Consider the following 18,004-nt stretch of genomic DNA (forward strand, 5'->3'; position numbering starts at 1 on the left):
TATGGATCATTTTTGATGATAATGCTGCAAAATTTGCGCAGTGATAGATACGGCAACGGCCATAGGTTCTTTACCACCGATTGGTAGTCCTATGGGCATGGTTAGTTGATCGACTATCTGCTTATCATAACCACGTTGCAGCAGACGATTTTTAAAACGCTCTGCTTTAGTTGCCGAGGCAATACAACCGATATAAGGCATAGATATTTTTGAATAGTCATTATCTAGATCGTTACCTAAATCATCATTATCGAGACTAGTTGCTAAACGGTTTGCCTCTGAACTAGCATCCAACGCGGCACGTACTAACTCAAAATCAAGACTATGATCATGGGTCATAACCAAAATAAAACGCTGACCGCTTTGTTCAAGAAATGGCTCAATAAACGGGCGAATGAAATCAACAGGATCATCGTCAATATGCGGACGGATATGGGCAGGAAGATTATAAAGCTTAGGCTGATTTAAGCTTGGCTGGGTTTCTAGTGTTTGAGTTAAGCCTTCTGTTTTAATAGATTTATTTGGCAAATTAGAATTTTCTAATAAATAACGCTCAAACATCTCAGGGCGACTATCTACCCAATCGACTTGGCAAGGTAGCTCTGCCAGTATCGTCATCAACGCTGCTGCCACATGCCCTGCTCCAAATACCAATATCGACATCGGTGGCGTCACGTTGAAACATTCAAACATAACGGTGACACTACCACCGCAGCACTGCGCCAACTTTGCGCCTAGCGGATAATGCTTGGTATAAACAGTATCGCGTCTTACCACTTTAGATGGCGTCGAATCACTGTCGTTATCGTTATCATTGTCATTGTCGATACTCTTATTGACACCTTTATCTCTTTTAGAAGTTTTTGGTATGGTTGTATCTATCTCACCATTTAGCAATTGCCGTGCTGTCGCAACAACATCATGCTCAAGACCGCCGCCACCGAGCGTATCGCAGCAGTAATCCTGTGTGACCACCATTTTGGCCTGTAGCGCTCGGGGCGCAGAACCATTGACCGCAACGACAGTCGCCAACACGTGCGCAGATCCTTGCTGCTGATATTGTGCTAGACCATCATACCAACGTACTGGTATTGGCACTGGTGGCAATAATGAATTATTCACTGTGCGTAGGCTCACTATGTGCAGGGCCTCTTGAACCCGCTACGTTAGGATGCTCTATCGCTTCTGGCTGATCGTCGACTGTCTGACCTTCGACCTCTGGCGGATCGATATCTTCGGCATGCGGCACGAGTTGTGGCTTAACTTTATCATCGTCAATACCGCAGTCGTCCTCCTCATCTTTATTCAAACTATCAAGCGCATCAAAGTTTACATTCGTGTCAATTTCCCACGCCTCGCCTTGCATGCGCATCACCGCTTTTAATACCGCCTCTGGGGTCGCGGGCATCGTAAGCTCTGGGTTTTTCTTATAATCACTTAAGCTTGCGATTGCATTATTGATAGCACACCAAACGCTAGCTGCCAGCATAAAAGGTGGCTCACCAACTGCTTTAGAATTATAAATGGTTTGCTCTTCATTTTTACGGTCGTACAGTTTAACTTTAAATTGTTTTGGCAAATCGTGCGACGTTGGAATTTTATAATTGGCAGGGCTGTTAGATGCTAGCGTGCCCTTTTTATCCCAAGTAAGCTCCTCAGTTGTGAGCCACCCCATGCCTTGCACAAAGCCGCCTTCAATCTGTCCAATATCGATAGCAGGGTTAATCGACTGTCCTGCATCGTGTAAGATGTCGCAGCGCAGCACTTGATATTCACCAGTTAACGTATCTATTTCAACTTCAGAACACGCAGCACCTAAAGCGAAGTAAAAGAAAGGTCGACCCCACGCTTTAGAGCGGTCGTAAAATATCTTTGGCGTTTTATAGTAACCAGTGGAAGACAGACTAACGCGGTGCTGATAAGCTAACTGCACCATTTCAGCAAAAGTAAAATCTTCCTTATCGCCAATATAGACATGATTGTGCTCAAAGCGTATGTCTTCTTGCGCCACCTCAAAATACTCAGCGGCAAACTCGACAATACGTGCCTTAATGGTTAAACAAGCGTTCTGTGCTGCTTTACCATTGATATCGGTGCCCGATGAGGCCGCAGTTGGCGAAGTATTAGGGACTTTATCGGTACGTGTTGCAGATACTTTTACGGTGTCTAAATCTACATCAAACTCATTGGCGACAATTTGTGCAATTTTGACAAATAGCCCTTGCCCCATTTCTGTCCCGCCATGATTGAGGTGGATGCTACCATCGGTATAGATGTGGACTAGAGCGCCTGCTTGGTTAAGCGTCTGCACCGTAAATGAGATACCAAATTTTACCGGAGTTAGGGCAATACCAAGACGTTTGTCGCTGCCTTCAGCTTCGGCTTGCTCATTGGCTTTTATCATCTGCTGGCGACGCTGATCGTAATCACAATCTTTTGCCAGTGTCTCCATAATCGTTGCCAAATCAAAATGCTCGATCGGCTGACCATAATGAGTACTTTGTCCATTTTGGTAGAGGTTAGCCAAACGCACTTTCAGAGGGTCTTTGCCTAAAGTATAGGCAATATGATCCATCATATATTCGGCAGTCATCAGACCTTGAGGCCCACCAAAACCTCGATAGGCAGTATTCGATACCGTGTGCGTTTTGCAGCGATGTCCTGCTACGTGCGCAGCTGGATAATAATAAGCGTTGTCACAGTGGAACATCGCTCTATCGACGATAGCATCGGACAAGTCTGGTGCATAACCACACAAGCCAGCCAGCTGCATATCGACGCCAAGGATTTGCCCTGACTCGTCGACACCGACCTCATAACGGTTAGCAAATTCGTGGCGTTTACCAGTCACTACCATGTCATCTTGACGATCCAAGCGCATACTGACAGGTACATTGTGACGTTTGGCAACGATACCGCAAAAGCATGCCCATGCAGCGGCTTGGGTTTCTTTGCCACCAAAACCGCCGCCCATTCTGCGTACGACCGTGTTGACCGCATGAAAGGGCAAATCCGTCACCTCAGCGACCAACTGCTGCACTTCACTTGGATGCTGCGATGAGGTATAAACTTCAAGCCCGCCATCATCACAAGGCACGACATACGACACTTGACCTTCCAAATAAAAGTGCTCTTGTCCCAGCATATGAATATGGCCTGCGATACGCATAGGCGCATTTGCAAGCGCTGCTTCGGTATCACCGCGCTGCATAAAGTGGCTAGGACGTACAAACTGCTCCTGCTCTAAAGCCTCATCAATACTCAGTATCGCTGATAATGGCTCATACCCTACAACTGCTTTGAGCACCGCCTTTTTTGCAGCACGATGAGTGGTTGCAACGACCAAAAACAGCGTCTGACCCACGTACTCTGTGATCTCATCCACCATCAACGGCTCACCGTCGAATACAGCGCCGATATCCGTCTGAGCGGGTAAGTCTTTAAAACTTAAAACATCAATCACCCCGTCAGCTGCTTTAACAGCGCTGAGATCCATACTCGTTATACGAGCATGAGCGTGACTGCTTTTACCAACTGCCAAATGTAAAGTGCCTTGCGGCTTTAAGATATCATCCACATAGGTCGCCGTCCCCATGACGTGACTTATCGCACTATCATGTTTGGCAGAAGTGCCGATTTTGTTTTTAGGCGGACGTACGCGGCGAATACTGTAACTGTCAAATAAGGAGGATTGATGGCTCATGATGATTCTCTCTCAGTTTGCGTCTCTTTTATCAGCTGCTTGCCACACTTCATCAACAAACGTTGTACCACATGCAAGCGATATTCACGACTGGCTCGGACATCCGTTAATGGTGAGACATCCATCGGTAGTGCTTTTGCAGCCTTCTTAAAACTTGCAATTTCGAGGGGCTGGCCTAGGAGTGCTTGCTGGCAATTCTTGGCTAATAATGGTACAGCCGCCATACCGCCCAGACCTATTTTTGCATGGTCAATAGTCATACCCTCTGCCGACAGATCGATTCTTACGGCAACCAAACAAGCAGAAATATCATCTTCATAACGCTTACTAATTTTATGAATAAATAGATGCTGATTAGCCTGCATCAGTGGCATATGAATAGCGACAATGTAACTGCCTGGCCGAAGCTTAGTCTTCTTATAATCTAGAAAAAATTCTGATAAAGGTATTATCTCGTCGACATAAGATGTTTTGTTATGTTCATTGTTTTCATCTTTAGCACTGGCATCTTTATCACTAACATCTTTATTATTGAGGTCACAATGTCGCAAATGAATACGTGCCTCTAACGCCAGTAAAATTGGCGGTAAATCACCAATTGGCGACGCATTAGCGATATTACCGCCAAGTGTACCCATATTACGGATTTGTGGTGAAGCTGTTCTTGCAAATAGTGCCGCGAAGGCCGGAAAGTTATATTCAAGTATCGGCAGCATCTGCTGATACGTCATGCCAGCCCCAAACGTCAATTCTTGTACTGCTGCTTTATTATCAGTGGAATTACCTAACTCGGATAACGGCTTTGAATCAGCCTTTGAGCTAGAATTTGAATGAGAAAGCGACCAAGTTTTTAGCTCATCAATAGCAGATAGCTGAATAATCACTTCATGATCAACCAAGTGCTGAGTAATGCTTAATCCCAAGTCCGTACCACCGGCCCAAATAGTCGCATTCGGATATACAGCTAATAGCTGATTAAGTTCATTCACTGTCTTTGGAATGAATAACTGACGCGACCCTTCAGCAAGGGCAGGCTCAATAGTTAAGGCTTTATTCAAGGTATCCAATGATGCAGATTTAAGCAGCACATCACTTTTACTTGCCATCGCATCCGTAGCTAAGCTTATCGTTAAATCTTTTGCTACTGTTTTATCAGCGTCTCTTTGCTGACCAATTTTACCCATCGTCAGACCTGCTTCGATAATGGGACGATAACCGGTACAACGGCATAGATTCCCTGATATTGAAGCGACAATATCATCATAACTTAGGTCGTCATAGCTTAGGTTGTCATTAGCTAGCTCACCATTTGAGCTACCCTGCTTGGCATTTTCCTGTTGTTGCATACGATGATTTTCATATAAATTCGCAAGTGACATCACAAAGCCAGGGGTGCAAAATCCACACTGCGAGCCATGACAGTCAACCATCGCTTGCTGTGCAGGGTGCAACAGCGCCCGCTCTGGATGATGTGCTGGATTGTCCGCTAAATAAGAAGCGGTCATTAAATGATGACCATCCATCAGCGACAATAGAGCAATACAGGAGTTGAAGGTATAAAAAGGAGTGCTGTCACTAGAATCGCTTGTCGCATGATTAGGCAAGCATTGCGCCATAATGGTACAGGCGCCGCAATCCCCACTACCGCAGCCTTCTTTAGTATCAGTTTGATGTTCGTGCAAGCGCAGATACTCAAGTACCGTTGTATTCGGATTGAGGTGGCTTATCTCATGACGCTTTCCGTTCAGATAGAAACTAATCATAGCAATACTCGGCTAAAAAATTGGGCTTTGTGAAATTAGACAGCTTAAATACATTGTTAATATAACCACTTGCTAGATGGCGCAAACCAATCAGTCTATATTTAATAGATATCACACAATAACGGCATTTAACAACGTTTTTATTGTCTACATTTTGGGCGTTATATAATCAATTTACTTTGACAATATTACGGCATGGCTGATAGGAATTTTTGCAGCATCTGTCTGCGTAGGCACAGCAAGCAAGGAAATTTTTATCAGCCTCACGTGTATATAAAACACATAACACCTTTATTTGATATGGGCTATATATCATCCTCTTGGGTGTCCACTGGCAAAAATAAACTTAATGAAATCGCAGTAATAGCGCCTATTGCTACAGGCGATATCAGCACGTTACGTATCAATTCAGGCAATTGTGATAATACCTCAGGTACCATAGATACACCGATGCCCATCCCCACGGAGGTAGCGATAATCAACATATCACGGCGGTCAAGCTTGGCGCTAGCCAATACTTTAATACCAGCCACCGCTACTGTCCCGAACATCACCAACGTTGCGCCGCCAAGTACCGGCTGAGGCATGGTTTGCAATATAGCGCCAAAGATAGGAAATAATCCGATGATAATCATCAGGGCAGCAATGTAGATACCGACATGACGACTGGCGACGCCAGTCAGTGCAATGACGCCATTGTTTTGGCTAAAGGTGGTCGACGGCATGCTATTTAACGTAGCAGCAATCATAGAATTGACCCCATCTGCCAATACACCGCCTTGGATTCGATTAAGGTAAATAGGGCCTTTGACAGGTTCTTTAGAAACCACAGCGTTGGCTGTTAGATCACCAGTAGTCTCAAGGGCACTAACACAATATAGAATGGCTATAGGAATGAAAGCGGCAATATCAAACTGGAAACCAAACCTAAATGGGATGGGAACAGTAATAAAACCAACATTGTTCAAGGAAGAAAAATCTAGCCTACCCATAAAAAAGGCGGCTAACATTCCCAAAATTAAAGCAATGACAATGGAGGAAAGTCTTAATAATGGGTTTTTTGAGCGGTTGAATACAATCACTGACACCAGTACAACCATACCTAAAAACAGGTTTTGCAAACTGCCAAAGTCCTCTGCACCAAAGCCACCTGCAATATCAGTCATGGCGACTTCAATCAGCGGAACACCAATAAGAATAATAATAGTGCCAGTAACCACAGGGGTAAATATTCTTTTTAATTTGTGAATAAAGCGGCTAAGAACAACCTCAACAAAGGCAGCGCAAAAACTAACCCCAAAGATGGTAGCCAAAATATCTTCTGGCGAACCACCACGGCCTTTTACAATCAGTCCAGCAGCGATAATAGCAGTCAAAAAAGCAAAGCTAGTACCTTGTAAACTGAGCATGCCAGCGCCTATAGGGCCTATTTTTTTACATTGGATATAAGTGCCAATCCCAGAGGAGATTAGAGCGCAGCTGATTAGATAGGGAACGTAATCACCCAAACCTAAGGTTCCGGCAACAATCAAGGTGGGAGTGACAATAGCGACGATACTAGCTAGTAGATGTTGTAAAGCGGCGAAACTTGCCGGCCAGAAGCTGGGCTTGTCATTGAGTTGATACATCAACTCGGAGTTTTTTTGGGATTCTAACGATTTAGACATTGTTAATCATCCTTGATTAATATGGTCTTAAGTCTACTAACAATCCTTGTTAATAGGTTTAGGTTGCCTCGCTAATTACTTTATTCTGGTTTCGTTTAAGCATTTTAATTTTAGTGACAACGTTAATTTAAAAGATGACTATTTAGTCAGGTTTTATTTATAGTATCACTACTATTGTTTGCCTACAAGCTATAAAACATAGCTTCATAAGATTTTTAAAACATAGTTTCGTAAGATGTTGAAAGTTCATCTCCTAAGACCTAAGGCACTTTGGAGCTGACCATAAAAAAAACGGTTAACGCTTATTTTTCAAGAGTTTTAAAGCCCTTGTAAATAAACATTAACCGTCATTTAAATAACGCTAAGCAATTTCTAATTGCTTAGCGAGTAACTATTTGATTTTTATTACGTTACTTTTTATTATGTCCTAGGTTATTATGTCCCAAGCTCAAGCAAGCTTGCATTACCACCGATAGCAGTCGTATTGATGGTTAGCACGCGTTCAGTGACAAAGCGGTACAAATAATCTGGCGTGAGCATATCGGATAAGCCTTCCATATCTGTCACTGCAATCACTTGAGTTAAGATACCATCGGTATTAGCCAATGTCTGACTAATCTCCTGTACTTCAGCATGACTACCTGCAACTGCGACTTGTGCGAGACGATCAATGTGTAGCAAGGTAATCGTTTGTGAGTCATTCGCGACACTTAACACATCATCACTGATACCTGTATCATAGAGCACTTTCGCCGCTTCCGCACACATCTCTTCTTGGCTTGGGCAATGCAATATTACCTCATTACCCGTTAGCAATGCTGCGATAAGCTGCCCCAGTACCGCCATCGTTTTGGCTGATTCGCCACCAACAACCATCGTCTTACCGCGAGCCGTCACATACAAGTCGTTGGACTCGCCAGTAGCACCTGTCATGCGGTGCACTTCGTCAAGACTTGGTGCAGCGCTCAATAGATGATTAAATAAGCGACGCGCTTTATTGGCATCACCGGTGAACAATGCCAGCTTGGGGATAGCAGCTTCAAGATAAGTAGCACGCTGCACTGCGCCAAGTAGTCGCCAAGCTTCACAAACTTGGGCATGATTTTTTTTGAATTCAGTCGCCATGTTGCTACTCCTTATGCGAGTTCTGTTTGAGTGGATGATATAGTATTGTTTGTTGTATTTGATGTTTTAGAGCCTATTTGTTCAGAACTTAGTTTCATCAAACGTGCGACATAATGTGGGCCACCTGCTTTTGGACCAGTGCCTGATAGGCCACAACCACCGAAAGGTTGGACGTTGACCACAGCACCAATCTGATTACGGTTGATGTAAGTATTACCTACGACAGTACGGCGCTCAATATGCTCGACGATATTTTCAATACGGCTATGGATACCTAAGGTTAAACCAAAGCCTGTTGCATTAATGGCATCGATAAGCTGGTCTAAGTCACGCGCGTTGTAACGTAGTACATGCAATATCGGGCCAAAGTGCTCGCCACCGATAACGTCGATGGTTTGTACCTCAATCGCTGTTGGCAATACAAAGGTAGATTGCTCTTCACTGACCACTGAGCTGGCACTCATAGGCGTTTGCGCCAAGATAGTCGCTGTCGGTTCAGACTTCATACGCTCGATATGACTCTCAAGTCCTTGCTTGGCATCTGCGTCAATCACTGGACCGACATCTGTAGCGACGTAAGTTGGATTTCCTACGACCAGCTCTGCCATATGACCTTGGAGCAACTCAATCAAGCCATCTGCCACGTCTTCTTGTACACATAAAATACGACATGCTGAACAGCGCTGTCCTGCCGAGCCAAATGCTGACAATACTGCATCCCTAACCACTTGTTCAGGCAATGCCGTGGAATCGACGATCATGGCATTTTGACCACCAGTTTCAGCGATCAAAATTGGTAGCTCGCCACTCGTTTGCGCATGATCATTTAAGCTTTGGTTAATACGCTGCGCTGTTTGCGTTGAGCCAGTAAAGATCACGCCAGATATATTATCCGCTGCTGTCAGTGCCCCGCCTACTTCGCCAGCACCAGTGACAAACTGCAACGCTTCTGCTGGTACGCCAGCTTGATACATCAGCTGTGCACCAAAATGAGCGATTAAGCTGGTTTGTTCAGCAGGCTTTGCCACGACAGTATTACCAGCTGCTAATGCAGCAACGATCTGACCTGTGTAAATCGCGAGTGGGAAGTTCCACGGACTGATACAGACAAATGTGCCACGTGCCTTATAAACTTGGCGTGATTGCTTGCCAGCTAAGTCTGTAAACTCGTGAGTGACATCATTTAAGCGCTCAGCCTCATCAGCATAAAAACGGCAAAAATCAACCGCCTCTTTAATCTCATCAATGCTGTCTTGCGTGGTTTTACCCGCTTCAATTTGACATAGCGCCATTAACTCAGCGTAGTTCTCTTCATATAAATCGGCAGTTTTGCGTAAGATAGCTGCACGCTCAGATGCAGATACTGCTTGCCACTTCACTTGCCCAGCCACAGCAACGTCGATTGCTTGACGAGCTAATTCAGCATTGGCATATTGTACTTCACCAGCAACAACTTCATGGTTCCAAGGCGCACGTACTGTATGGCTATCAAGCTGATGCGCTGCACCATCCACTTCATATGCGCTAACTGCTTGACCATTGATGATAGGTGCCGCTGACCATGTTTTGTGCAAATGACTATCGATAGCTGTTTTGAGCGGATACCACTGCGACTCTACAAATATATTAGGCCCAAAGCTAGCACGGCGCGTGCCATAGATATCCAATGGTAACGGAATCTCTGGATTATGCAGATTGTCATTGGCCAGTAGCTTGTCGTACGGGTGCACCGTTAGCTTATCAATCGGATAAGATTTATCTAATAACTGATGTACAAATGAGCTATTCGCACCATTTTCAAGCAAGCGGCGTACTAGATATGGCAGTAAATCTTCATGCGCGCCAACGGGTGCATAGATACGTACAGGAATATTGTAAGATTGCAAGATATGGTCATAGAGTGCATCCCCCATACCATGTAGACGCTGGAACTCAAAGTCTCTATGCGTACTCATGGTCATCACTGATGCCAAAGTATGGGCGTTATGAGTAGCAAACTGCGGCCAAATTAGACCACGTAGATGATCTGATAGTAAGAAGCGAGCACAAGCAAGATATGCGGTATCCGTGCCTTCTTTACGTGTCCAGACTGGATAGCCTGACAAGCCTTTTTGCTGCGCAAGCTTAATTTCTGTATCCCAATAAGCGCCTTTGACTAGACGTAGTGGGATACGGTCACCAACTTCTGTAGCCAAGCGCGCAAGCCATGCAAATATCGCAATAGCCCGCTTTGAGTAACCTTGAACGACTAGCCCTAGGCCATCCCAGCCAGCGGTTAATGAATCACGATACAGCGATTCAAATAATTTGAGAGAAATCTCTAAACGATCCGCTTCTTCGGCATCAATACTGATATCGACATTGACTTCACGAGCGGCTTCAATGAGTAATAAGCAGCGCTGACGTAATAGCCCTAAAACCTGCGCTTCTTGCGTCGCTTCATAGCGTGGATGCAAGGCAGACAGCTTGATAGATACGGACGGCTTAGGCATACCTTCTTTGACTTTAACATCAGCAGTAGATTTAATCGCATGCAGATAGTCATTGAAGTATTTTTCGGCATCCTTATGGGTAATGGCTGCTTCGCCTAACATATCGAACGAATAGGTATAGCCTTTATTACGGTAAGGTTGGCTGTTTTTATTAGCGTCCTCAATAGTCTCGCCCAATACAAACTGATGCCCCATAATGCGCATGGCTTTTTGCATCGCACCGCGAATCATCGGCTCGCCCATCTTTTTAGTCATGCGATCCAAAAACCCAGATGCTGTGGTACTACTATCAATACTTACCACACGACCGGTCATCATCATGCCCCAAGTCGAAGCATTGACCATAAAACCATTGTCATCTTTGAGATGTTTTTTCCAATCCGCCACGCTCATCTTGTCACGGATTAACGCATCAGCCGTATAGTTATCTGGCACCCGAATCAATGCTTCAGCCAAGCTCATTAGCAAGATACCTTCTTGGGTATCAAGGCTATACTCGAGCAACAATGAATCTACCATCTTGATAGCTTTACCGTCATTACGCACATACTCAACCAGCTTGCGCGTCTGCTCGCTAGCATCATCTCGCTCTTTATCACTAGGCTTAGCTAGTGGTAGCAACTTGGTCAACCAGCGGTCTTCATCGACACTATATAACGGTGAAATACGCGCATACAGGTCATCTGCCGACTGAGTAATATACTCAGGTGCAAGCAAATCGATAGGATCAAATAAAATAGGCTCTTTGGGTGTAAACTGGTCTATTGGGTTCATACCAACTCCATAACTATCGTTAAAAAAACCATAATAAATGGTGCGTGTGGACTCTTAATGACTTAAACATTTAGGATAAAGCGATTAAACATTCAGCCAAATAGCGGCAACAAATACCTATCAATGATAGCTACTTATAAGAGACCAAACAACGCCATCACAAAACGAGCAAATCCAGCATAAGCTGGAGAGGGTTAAGTAGGTCGTTCGATTGTTAAAAAATACTACGTTAACAATTCAAAGGCAACAACGAACAGTTAAGCGGCATTAGTGCCTTCTTCTTGTTTGTAGTGAAAGGAGTGCAATCGACAATTAATGGCTTTAATATGAAATTAATGAACCCAAAATTGTGATCTTATATGACGCTAATTCACTGTAAGAAAAACCTCTACGGCGTTGATTGAGGTGATGCGCTTAACTCCGCCATATTATCATGAAATAATTTTTCAAACTAACATTATCGGTCATTTATATTAATAAATATATCATTTAAAAACAAATAGATAGCAGCACAAAGTTCTTGAAGCTATTTAATTTATGGTTTTTTGTTTGCTATTAACTATTAAGCACTATTTCTAACTGTAATAATTACGAATTTCTCGCCAAAAAATACCCTAGGGCTTGTCCTCATTTTGATAACGGTAATAAAAATGAGATAGGTTTTTGTCAATCAAAGGAAATTTTGCAGAGAATATGAACATATTGTCTAGAAATTTTCAAAGAGTGACGGAAATATAGCCATTTTTAGCTCATTAGAGGTTCACTCGTTCAGATTGAGGACACGCCCTAGCCTCTAACCAAAAAACCCTCTTTATCAAAGAAAGATAAAGAGGGTTTAGGAGTGGGTAATGCTGTCTAGCTGTCTGTAAATACACTTCTTAGAAACATAGCACTTATTAATAAGAGCTTATAAATAACCTAAAAAACTATAGCCATATAATCTTGGCAAGTAAGATTATCGTTAGCACCCATACTGCGATAGTCACTTCATTAAGTTTGCCAGCTATTAACTTCACCGCAGTAAAGGTAATAAAACCAAGCGCAATACCATCAGCGATAGAGTATGTTAATGGAGTGAACAAAAGAACGACGACAACGGGCGCTGCATCAGTCAAATCGCCCCAGTTAATATCTTTTAGTGTACCTAGCATCAGTACAGCTACATAAAAGATAGCACCTGCGGTAGCATAAGCTGGAATCATACCAGCCAGCGGTGCAAAGAAAGTACTTAATAAAAATAATACCCCGACCGTCACTGCCATCAGGCCAGTACGACCACCTGCTGCAATACCCGCGACACTTTCAACATAGCTCGTAGTCGATGAAGTTCCAAGCATCGCACCGGTAACCGTTGCTGTTGAATCCGCTAGCAGTGCTTTGCCCATATTAGGGATTTTACCGTCTTTATCAATTAAGTTGGCTTGACTCGTAGTAGCCACTAGCGTACCTGCGGTATCGAACAAATCAACAAATAGGAAAGCAAAAATGACACTGATCATGCTCACGTCAAACGCACCAGCAATATCAAGCTGCATAAGTGTGGGTGCAATGGATGGTGGTGTGGACATAACACCAGTGAACTCAGTATGACCTGCCAACAGACTAATCAAAGCGACCAGTAAAATACCAATCGTTACCGCTCCAGGGATTTTTTTGTAAGATAGACCGATAATAACGAAAAAGCCTATAGCAGCCATCATTGGTCCAAATGACGTCATATCACCGAGGGTAACCAAGGTTGCATCTTGCCCAACGATGACACCAGAGCTTTGTAGCGCAATAAATGCTAAAAATGCACCGATACCTGCAATAACACCCTGTTTCAGAGCCATTGGAATAGAATTTATAATCCATTCCCGAATCTTAAATAAGCTTAAAAGTATAAATATACAACCCGATAAGAATACAGCACCGAGCGCAGTTTGCCATGCATGGCCCATACCCAAAACCACGCCATAGGTAAAGAAGGCGTTAAGACCCATGCCCGGTGCTAAGGCGACAGGCAGGCGGGCATAGATGCCCATTATAAAACAGCCTATCGCAGCGGCTAGACAGGTAGCAACGAACACTGCCCCCTTATCCATACCGGCTTCTGCCAATATGTTAGGGTTGACAAAGATAATATAAGCCATCGTCAAAAAGGTCGTTATACCAGCAACAATTTCCGTTTTGATCGTGGTATTGTCACCATTAATTCCAAAATAGCGCTCAAGTGCATTCATAAGGGTCAATTCCGACTGGCCAGTAAAAAGAACAGGTTTGATGGTGTTTAAAATATAGTGCCTAAAATAAATATGACGTCAGCAAAGGAATTGCGACGTCATTATCAAAAGGCAGTGGTAACAAAGCGCAACATTCTAGAGAAATTAGCGCACAAATTCAATCATTACCCATGCCTTACGCGTCCAAAACCAAAACTAAATTCTATTTATAAACAATAGTACACGGTAAGAACGTATTATCAAACAATAAATTAAAAATCTGTCTACTGACCATTTAACACATTAATAATGACCTTTTAAGCATTTAGCAGTAAACTAGGGGGTTAAAATATTGTTACGGCAAATATCACACTTTGATTAAGCGGTTATTTTCATATTAAGTTATTGAAATTAATATGAAAATATATGATATTTGATTATACATAATAAGTATTAAATTATCGTTTTTATTGTAGTTACTTGGGGTTATCTGGCTTAGGCATTTTTGTTTTAGTCAGTTGTTGTTAATTATCAGTGAGCCTGTTACATGCCTGAATCATTAAACATTATAGATCTTATTACTCAAGCCAGCCTGCTCGTGCAGATTGTGATGGGGCTATTGCTACTAGCATCTTTGGTTAGTTGGGTCATTATTTTTCGCTTAAGCGCTCGTCTTGGCACGGCCAAAAACTTCGATGAGCAGTTTGAGACTTGGTTTTGGTCGGGCGAAGATTTGGCCAAGCTGTACCAAGGTGTTCAAGGCTCTCCTGAGCGTCAAGGCCTTGAGCAGATTTTTTATGTTGGTTTTTCTGAATACTTAAGAATGCACAAAAAACGCCAACCTAAAGATGACATTATTGATGGCGTTGAGCGTAAGCTGCGGGTTGGACTTGGTCGTCAGCAACAGTTGCTTGAGTCAGGAATCACTACCCTTGCCAGCATTGGTTCGGTAGCGCCTTATGTTGGTTTATTTGGAACGGTCTGGGGTATCATGAATGCCTTTTTAGGTCTCTCACAAACAGAACAAGCCACTCTTGCCTCCGTAGCTCCCGGTATTGCTGAAGCGCTTATTGCTACTGCAATGGGGCTGTTTGCTGCTATTCCAGCCGTGCTAGCGTATAACCATTTCACTGCAAAATCAGGCCAGCTTTATGAGTCGCGTGCACTATTTTGCGATGAGATGACGGGTATGTTACAGCGTGAGACCAGTAGCCAAAATGCACTGCATAAAGAGAATAAAATTACTGAGACTATAATTGGCGCAGGTCAGGTGACAGGGCTATGAAACCAAACCCCTATAGCCGCAAGAAAAAAGCGCTCAACGCTGAAATGAATGTCGTACCTTATATCGACGTTATGCTGGTGTTATTGGTGATATTTATGGTGACAACACCGATGCTGACGACAGGGGTCGATGTTGATTTGCCAAAAGAGCAGACCAATGCAATGAGTCAAAATCAGCTACCTGTTATCGTATCGTTAACAAGTAGCGGTGAGATTTTTATCAGTTATGAGAACAATATAGACATGCCTATCAGTGAGCCAGAACTGATTAATACTTTATCCAATTTACAGTCGCAAAATAGCAACGCTGGCGTGCAACCGCTTCAGGTAATGATTAATGCAGATCAAAATAACCAATATGGTTCAATTATGACCTTAATGGCAAACTTGCAGCAGGCAGGTATTCAAAAAGTAGGACTATTAACAGGTGCTCCCCTGCCCACACCTACGTTATAATAGCCTTAACTAAAAAATCTACTGTACTCTGCACACACTTGCCTCTATATACGCTTAGTTTAACGAAGCAGACAATCTGATGAAACACGTCAATGAGTATCAAAACCATGAATAATGCTCCTGCCGTTTATGTCCCAACTCCGCCAGAAGGTAATGGGCTGACACTGCCCATGATATTGAGCTTGTTGGCACATGGCATTGTGCTTGGAATACTGATCTATACCTACCAATCGCCCGAATTAGAAACCGTGGGTAATATTGAAACTACCATGGTCACACCGGGAGAGTTGGCTGAAATGCAAGGGCAGATATTAGCCAATCGTGCAGCGATGCAAGCAGCTAGTAGTAGTGATGGCAGTGCAGTTGCCATTGAACAAATGAATGCAAATAGCAGTAGCAATGCCAGCCAAACAAACGTACCACCAAACACACAAAGAGAGTCTATATTTACTCGCTCTGATGACCCAGCTGATCGTCCAGTATTAATGAGTCAAGAGCAGCATCAGCGACGTACTGAGCAAATGCAAGAGTATGAGCGTAATATAGCTGAATTGGCAGCGCAGCTAGATGAGTCAGCGTTAGCAGAGCTTAATGAGGTTGAACAACAGAAACAAAATGAGCTTGATGCTGAGCGCGCTCGACTGAAATCATTTCGAAATACAGAGAATAACCCACCCAAAATCAAACGACCTAATAATACACAGTCCAATTTAGAGATAGATACTGGTAACTCAAGCAGTGCTGGCAAGAATTTTAGCTTATCCGATGGACAGTCAACGGTATCTGGAAGTACCACTACCTCAGGGCAATCAGCTGGTAGTAATAGCAATGCGTCAGGTGGGAGTCGCGGTGCGAGCAATAGTGAGATTATTAACTTAATCAGACGCAATTATAACCCACCCATAGCGGCTAAGGGTTCAACCCAACGTGCGACGTTAACGATAACAGTCAATAGCAATGGTGATGTGGTCAATGTCTCTGTTTCAGGCTCTGATCCAGCTGTAAACGAAGCTGCTAAACAAGCAGTACTGAGTACCCGTAATTTACCGATTGATACTGACGACCCTAAATATCCTACCTTTACGGTACAGTTCAAGGGCAGTAATTGATAACATAGCAAACTCCTAGTTTATTGCCAATTTCATCTTAAAAAACTTGCGTCAGTTGTGATATTGTCTTACCGTGATACTCAATTAAAGTATATAAAAAACGATTACCACCTTATTCTAGGAGCTAAATTCAGTCATGCGTACTCACAAAAAACTTTTGATTACTTTATTTGCTGGCGCCTCAAGCCTACTTGTTGCTCCTAGCTTATACGCTGCCCCTGTCGTACTAGAATTAGATTATGAGATTCCAGTACAACAAAATCAGGTCGCTTTTGTGCCTTTCGCTGGTGATTCTGTGCTATCGCCCATTATCTTAAACGACTTGAGTAGAACTGAGCTCAACGTTACTAGCAAAAATTTACCGCAGCAACCGCGTAGTAGTAGCGAGCTCGCTGGGACATTACCAGTATGGCAAAGCTTAGGTATTCCTTATCTAGTAGTCGGTAGCACCCGTACCAATCGCGGTAAAATCGAGACTAACTATGAAGTGATTGATGTTGAATCTGGTCGCGTGCTTCAAGGTAAGCAAAGCTTAAGTGCGGATAACAATCAAGAAAGTTTGCGTTATGCAGCGCACGTTATCGCGGATAAAGTTTATGAGCTTGTTACTGGCACGCCGGGTGACTTCTCAGGGCGTATTGCTTATATTGAAGAGACTGGACGCGGCAAAGATAAGATATCTCGCTTAAAAGTCATGGACGCCGATGGTGAAAACTCTAGAACCATCACTGAAGTCACAGGCTCAATATTTTCGCCAGCATGGTCACCTGATGCTTCGCGCATTGCCTATACAGTACAGCGCGACAAATCCTATCCATTAATTTATGTACAAAATGTGAGTGGCGGCGCGGCCACTGTTGTTACTCCATATAAAGGCAGTAACCTAAGCCCATCTTTCTCCCCTGACGGTAGTAAAATACTATTCTCCAGCAGTTTTGAAGGTAGTGCTGATATTTATGAGATGAGCGCAGGTGGTGGCAACCTTAAAAAGCTGACAAACTGGCCAAGCAGTGAAGTGCAACCAAATTATGCGCCGGATGGTAAGTCTTTTGTATTTGTTTCTGATAGAGCAGGCTTTAATAAGCCACAAATTTATCGCTATGAGTTTGGCTCAGGTCGGACAACCAAAGTATCTAATAGTGGTTATGCAACCAGTCCGCAGTTTAGTAGTGACGGCACGCAAATTGCCTTTTTGAGTGGGCGCTCAGCTGCAATTATGAACAGTAACGGTGCAGTGACTGCTAATTTGGGTAATACCGGTATTGATGAGGCTCCAAGCTTCTCACCTAATGGTAAGCGTGTGGTATATGCCTCAACTCAAGGCGGGAAAGGCGTATTAACCATTAAGTCATTAAATGGTGGTGAGTCATTCGGTAAGTCTGGTCAAGGCATTATCCGCTCACCGGTATGGTCAGCCAGCCCGCAATAAT

At 43.5% G+C, this 18,004-nt stretch carries 11 protein-coding genes; 4 read left to right on the top strand and 7 right to left on the bottom strand.

What is annotated here, in order from left to right:
* Positions 1-6: 6 nt before the first annotated feature.
* The 7 genes from AAEY87_RS08435 to AAEY87_RS08465 form a co-directional block, all read right to left on the bottom strand.
* Positions 7-1,122: an XdhC family protein gene (locus AAEY87_RS08435; RefSeq protein WP_350656795.1), complete on the bottom strand. Its 1,116-nt coding sequence runs from the start codon at positions 1,120-1,122 to the stop codon at positions 7-9.
* A complete protein-coding gene (gene xdhB, locus AAEY87_RS08440; RefSeq protein WP_350656797.1) occupies positions 1,115-3,703 on the bottom strand; it encodes a xanthine dehydrogenase molybdopterin binding subunit in 2,589 nt (862 codons plus the stop codon). Before xdhB ends, AAEY87_RS08435 begins: the two co-directional genes overlap by 8 nt.
* Entirely contained in the window at positions 3,700-5,466 is a 1,767-nt protein-coding gene (locus AAEY87_RS08445; RefSeq protein ID WP_350656799.1) for a xanthine dehydrogenase small subunit, read from the bottom strand. Before AAEY87_RS08445 ends, xdhB begins: the two co-directional genes overlap by 4 nt.
* Positions 5,467-5,771: 305 nt before the next feature.
* Positions 5,772-7,133 (bottom strand): uracil-xanthine permease family protein, encoded by a 1,362-nt coding sequence (locus AAEY87_RS08450; protein WP_068035990.1) that lies wholly within the window; start codon positions 7,131-7,133, stop codon positions 5,772-5,774.
* Positions 7,134-7,568: 435 nt separating this feature from the next.
* Positions 7,569-8,258 carry a 1-pyrroline-5-carboxylate dehydrogenase gene (locus tag AAEY87_RS08455; protein WP_068035993.1) on the bottom strand — a complete coding sequence of 230 codons (690 nt, stop codon included), beginning with the start codon at positions 8,256-8,258 and terminating at the stop codon, positions 7,569-7,571.
* An 11-nt stretch (positions 8,259-8,269) separates the two neighbouring features.
* Positions 8,270-11,524, bottom strand: a complete 3,255-nt coding sequence (putA, locus tag AAEY87_RS08460) for a bifunctional proline dehydrogenase/L-glutamate gamma-semialdehyde dehydrogenase PutA (RefSeq protein ID WP_350656800.1) — start codon at positions 11,522-11,524, stop codon at positions 8,270-8,272.
* Between the two features lie 926 nt (positions 11,525-12,450).
* Complete coding sequence (locus AAEY87_RS08465) at positions 12,451-13,746, bottom strand: NCS2 family permease (RefSeq protein WP_068035998.1); 1,296 nt, start codon at positions 13,744-13,746, stop codon at positions 12,451-12,453.
* A 526-nt stretch (positions 13,747-14,272) separates the two neighbouring features.
* Here AAEY87_RS08465 and tolQ point away from each other — a divergent pair.
* The 4 genes from tolQ (at position 14,273) to AAEY87_RS08485 (ending at position 18,003) form a co-directional block, all read left to right on the top strand.
* A complete protein-coding gene (gene tolQ, locus AAEY87_RS08470) occupies positions 14,273-15,010 on the top strand; it encodes a protein TolQ (RefSeq protein WP_068036000.1) in 738 nt (245 codons plus the stop codon).
* Entirely contained in the window at positions 15,007-15,465 is a 459-nt protein-coding gene (gene tolR / locus AAEY87_RS08475) for a protein TolR (protein ID WP_068036002.1), read from the top strand. The genes tolQ and tolR overlap by 4 nt, the downstream gene beginning before the upstream one ends.
* Positions 15,466-15,557: 92 nt before the next feature.
* Positions 15,558-16,574, top strand: a complete 1,017-nt coding sequence (locus AAEY87_RS08480) for a cell envelope integrity TolA family protein (protein ID WP_228138828.1) — start codon at positions 15,558-15,560, stop codon at positions 16,572-16,574.
* 136 nt (positions 16,575-16,710) lie between these two features.
* Entirely contained in the window at positions 16,711-18,003 is a 1,293-nt protein-coding gene (locus AAEY87_RS08485; RefSeq protein WP_350656802.1) for a beta-propeller domain-containing protein, read from the top strand.
* Position 18,004 lies beyond the last annotated feature (1 nt).

This window comes from Psychrobacter sp. S1-30-MNA-CIBAN-0213 (assembly GCF_040309845.1).
Taxonomy (GTDB): domain Bacteria; phylum Pseudomonadota; class Gammaproteobacteria; order Pseudomonadales; family Moraxellaceae; genus Psychrobacter.

Coding starts and splice junctions, on each gene's coding strand:
- putA (WP_350656800.1), bottom strand. CDS start 11,524: ATGAACCCAATAGACCAGTTTACACCCAAAGAGCCTATTTTATTTGAT.
- tolQ (WP_068036000.1), top strand. CDS start 14,273: ATGCCTGAATCATTAAACATTATAGATCTTATTACTCAAGCCAGCCTG.
- AAEY87_RS08455 (WP_068035993.1), bottom strand. CDS start 8,258: ATGGCGACTGAATTCAAAAAAAATCATGCCCAAGTTTGTGAAGCTTGG.
- AAEY87_RS08445 (WP_350656799.1), bottom strand. CDS start 5,466: ATGATTAGTTTCTATCTGAACGGAAAGCGTCATGAGATAAGCCACCTC.
- AAEY87_RS08485 (WP_350656802.1), top strand. CDS start 16,711: ATGCGTACTCACAAAAAACTTTTGATTACTTTATTTGCTGGCGCCTCA.
- xdhB (WP_350656797.1), bottom strand. CDS start 3,703: ATGAGCCATCAATCCTCCTTATTTGACAGTTACAGTATTCGCCGCGTA.
- AAEY87_RS08465 (WP_068035998.1), bottom strand. CDS start 13,746: ATGAATGCACTTGAGCGCTATTTTGGAATTAATGGTGACAATACCACG.
- AAEY87_RS08450 (WP_068035990.1), bottom strand. CDS start 7,133: ATGTCTAAATCGTTAGAATCCCAAAAAAACTCCGAGTTGATGTATCAA.
- AAEY87_RS08480 (WP_228138828.1), top strand. CDS start 15,558: ATGAGTATCAAAACCATGAATAATGCTCCTGCCGTTTATGTCCCAACT.
- tolR (WP_068036002.1), top strand. CDS start 15,007: ATGAAACCAAACCCCTATAGCCGCAAGAAAAAAGCGCTCAACGCTGAA.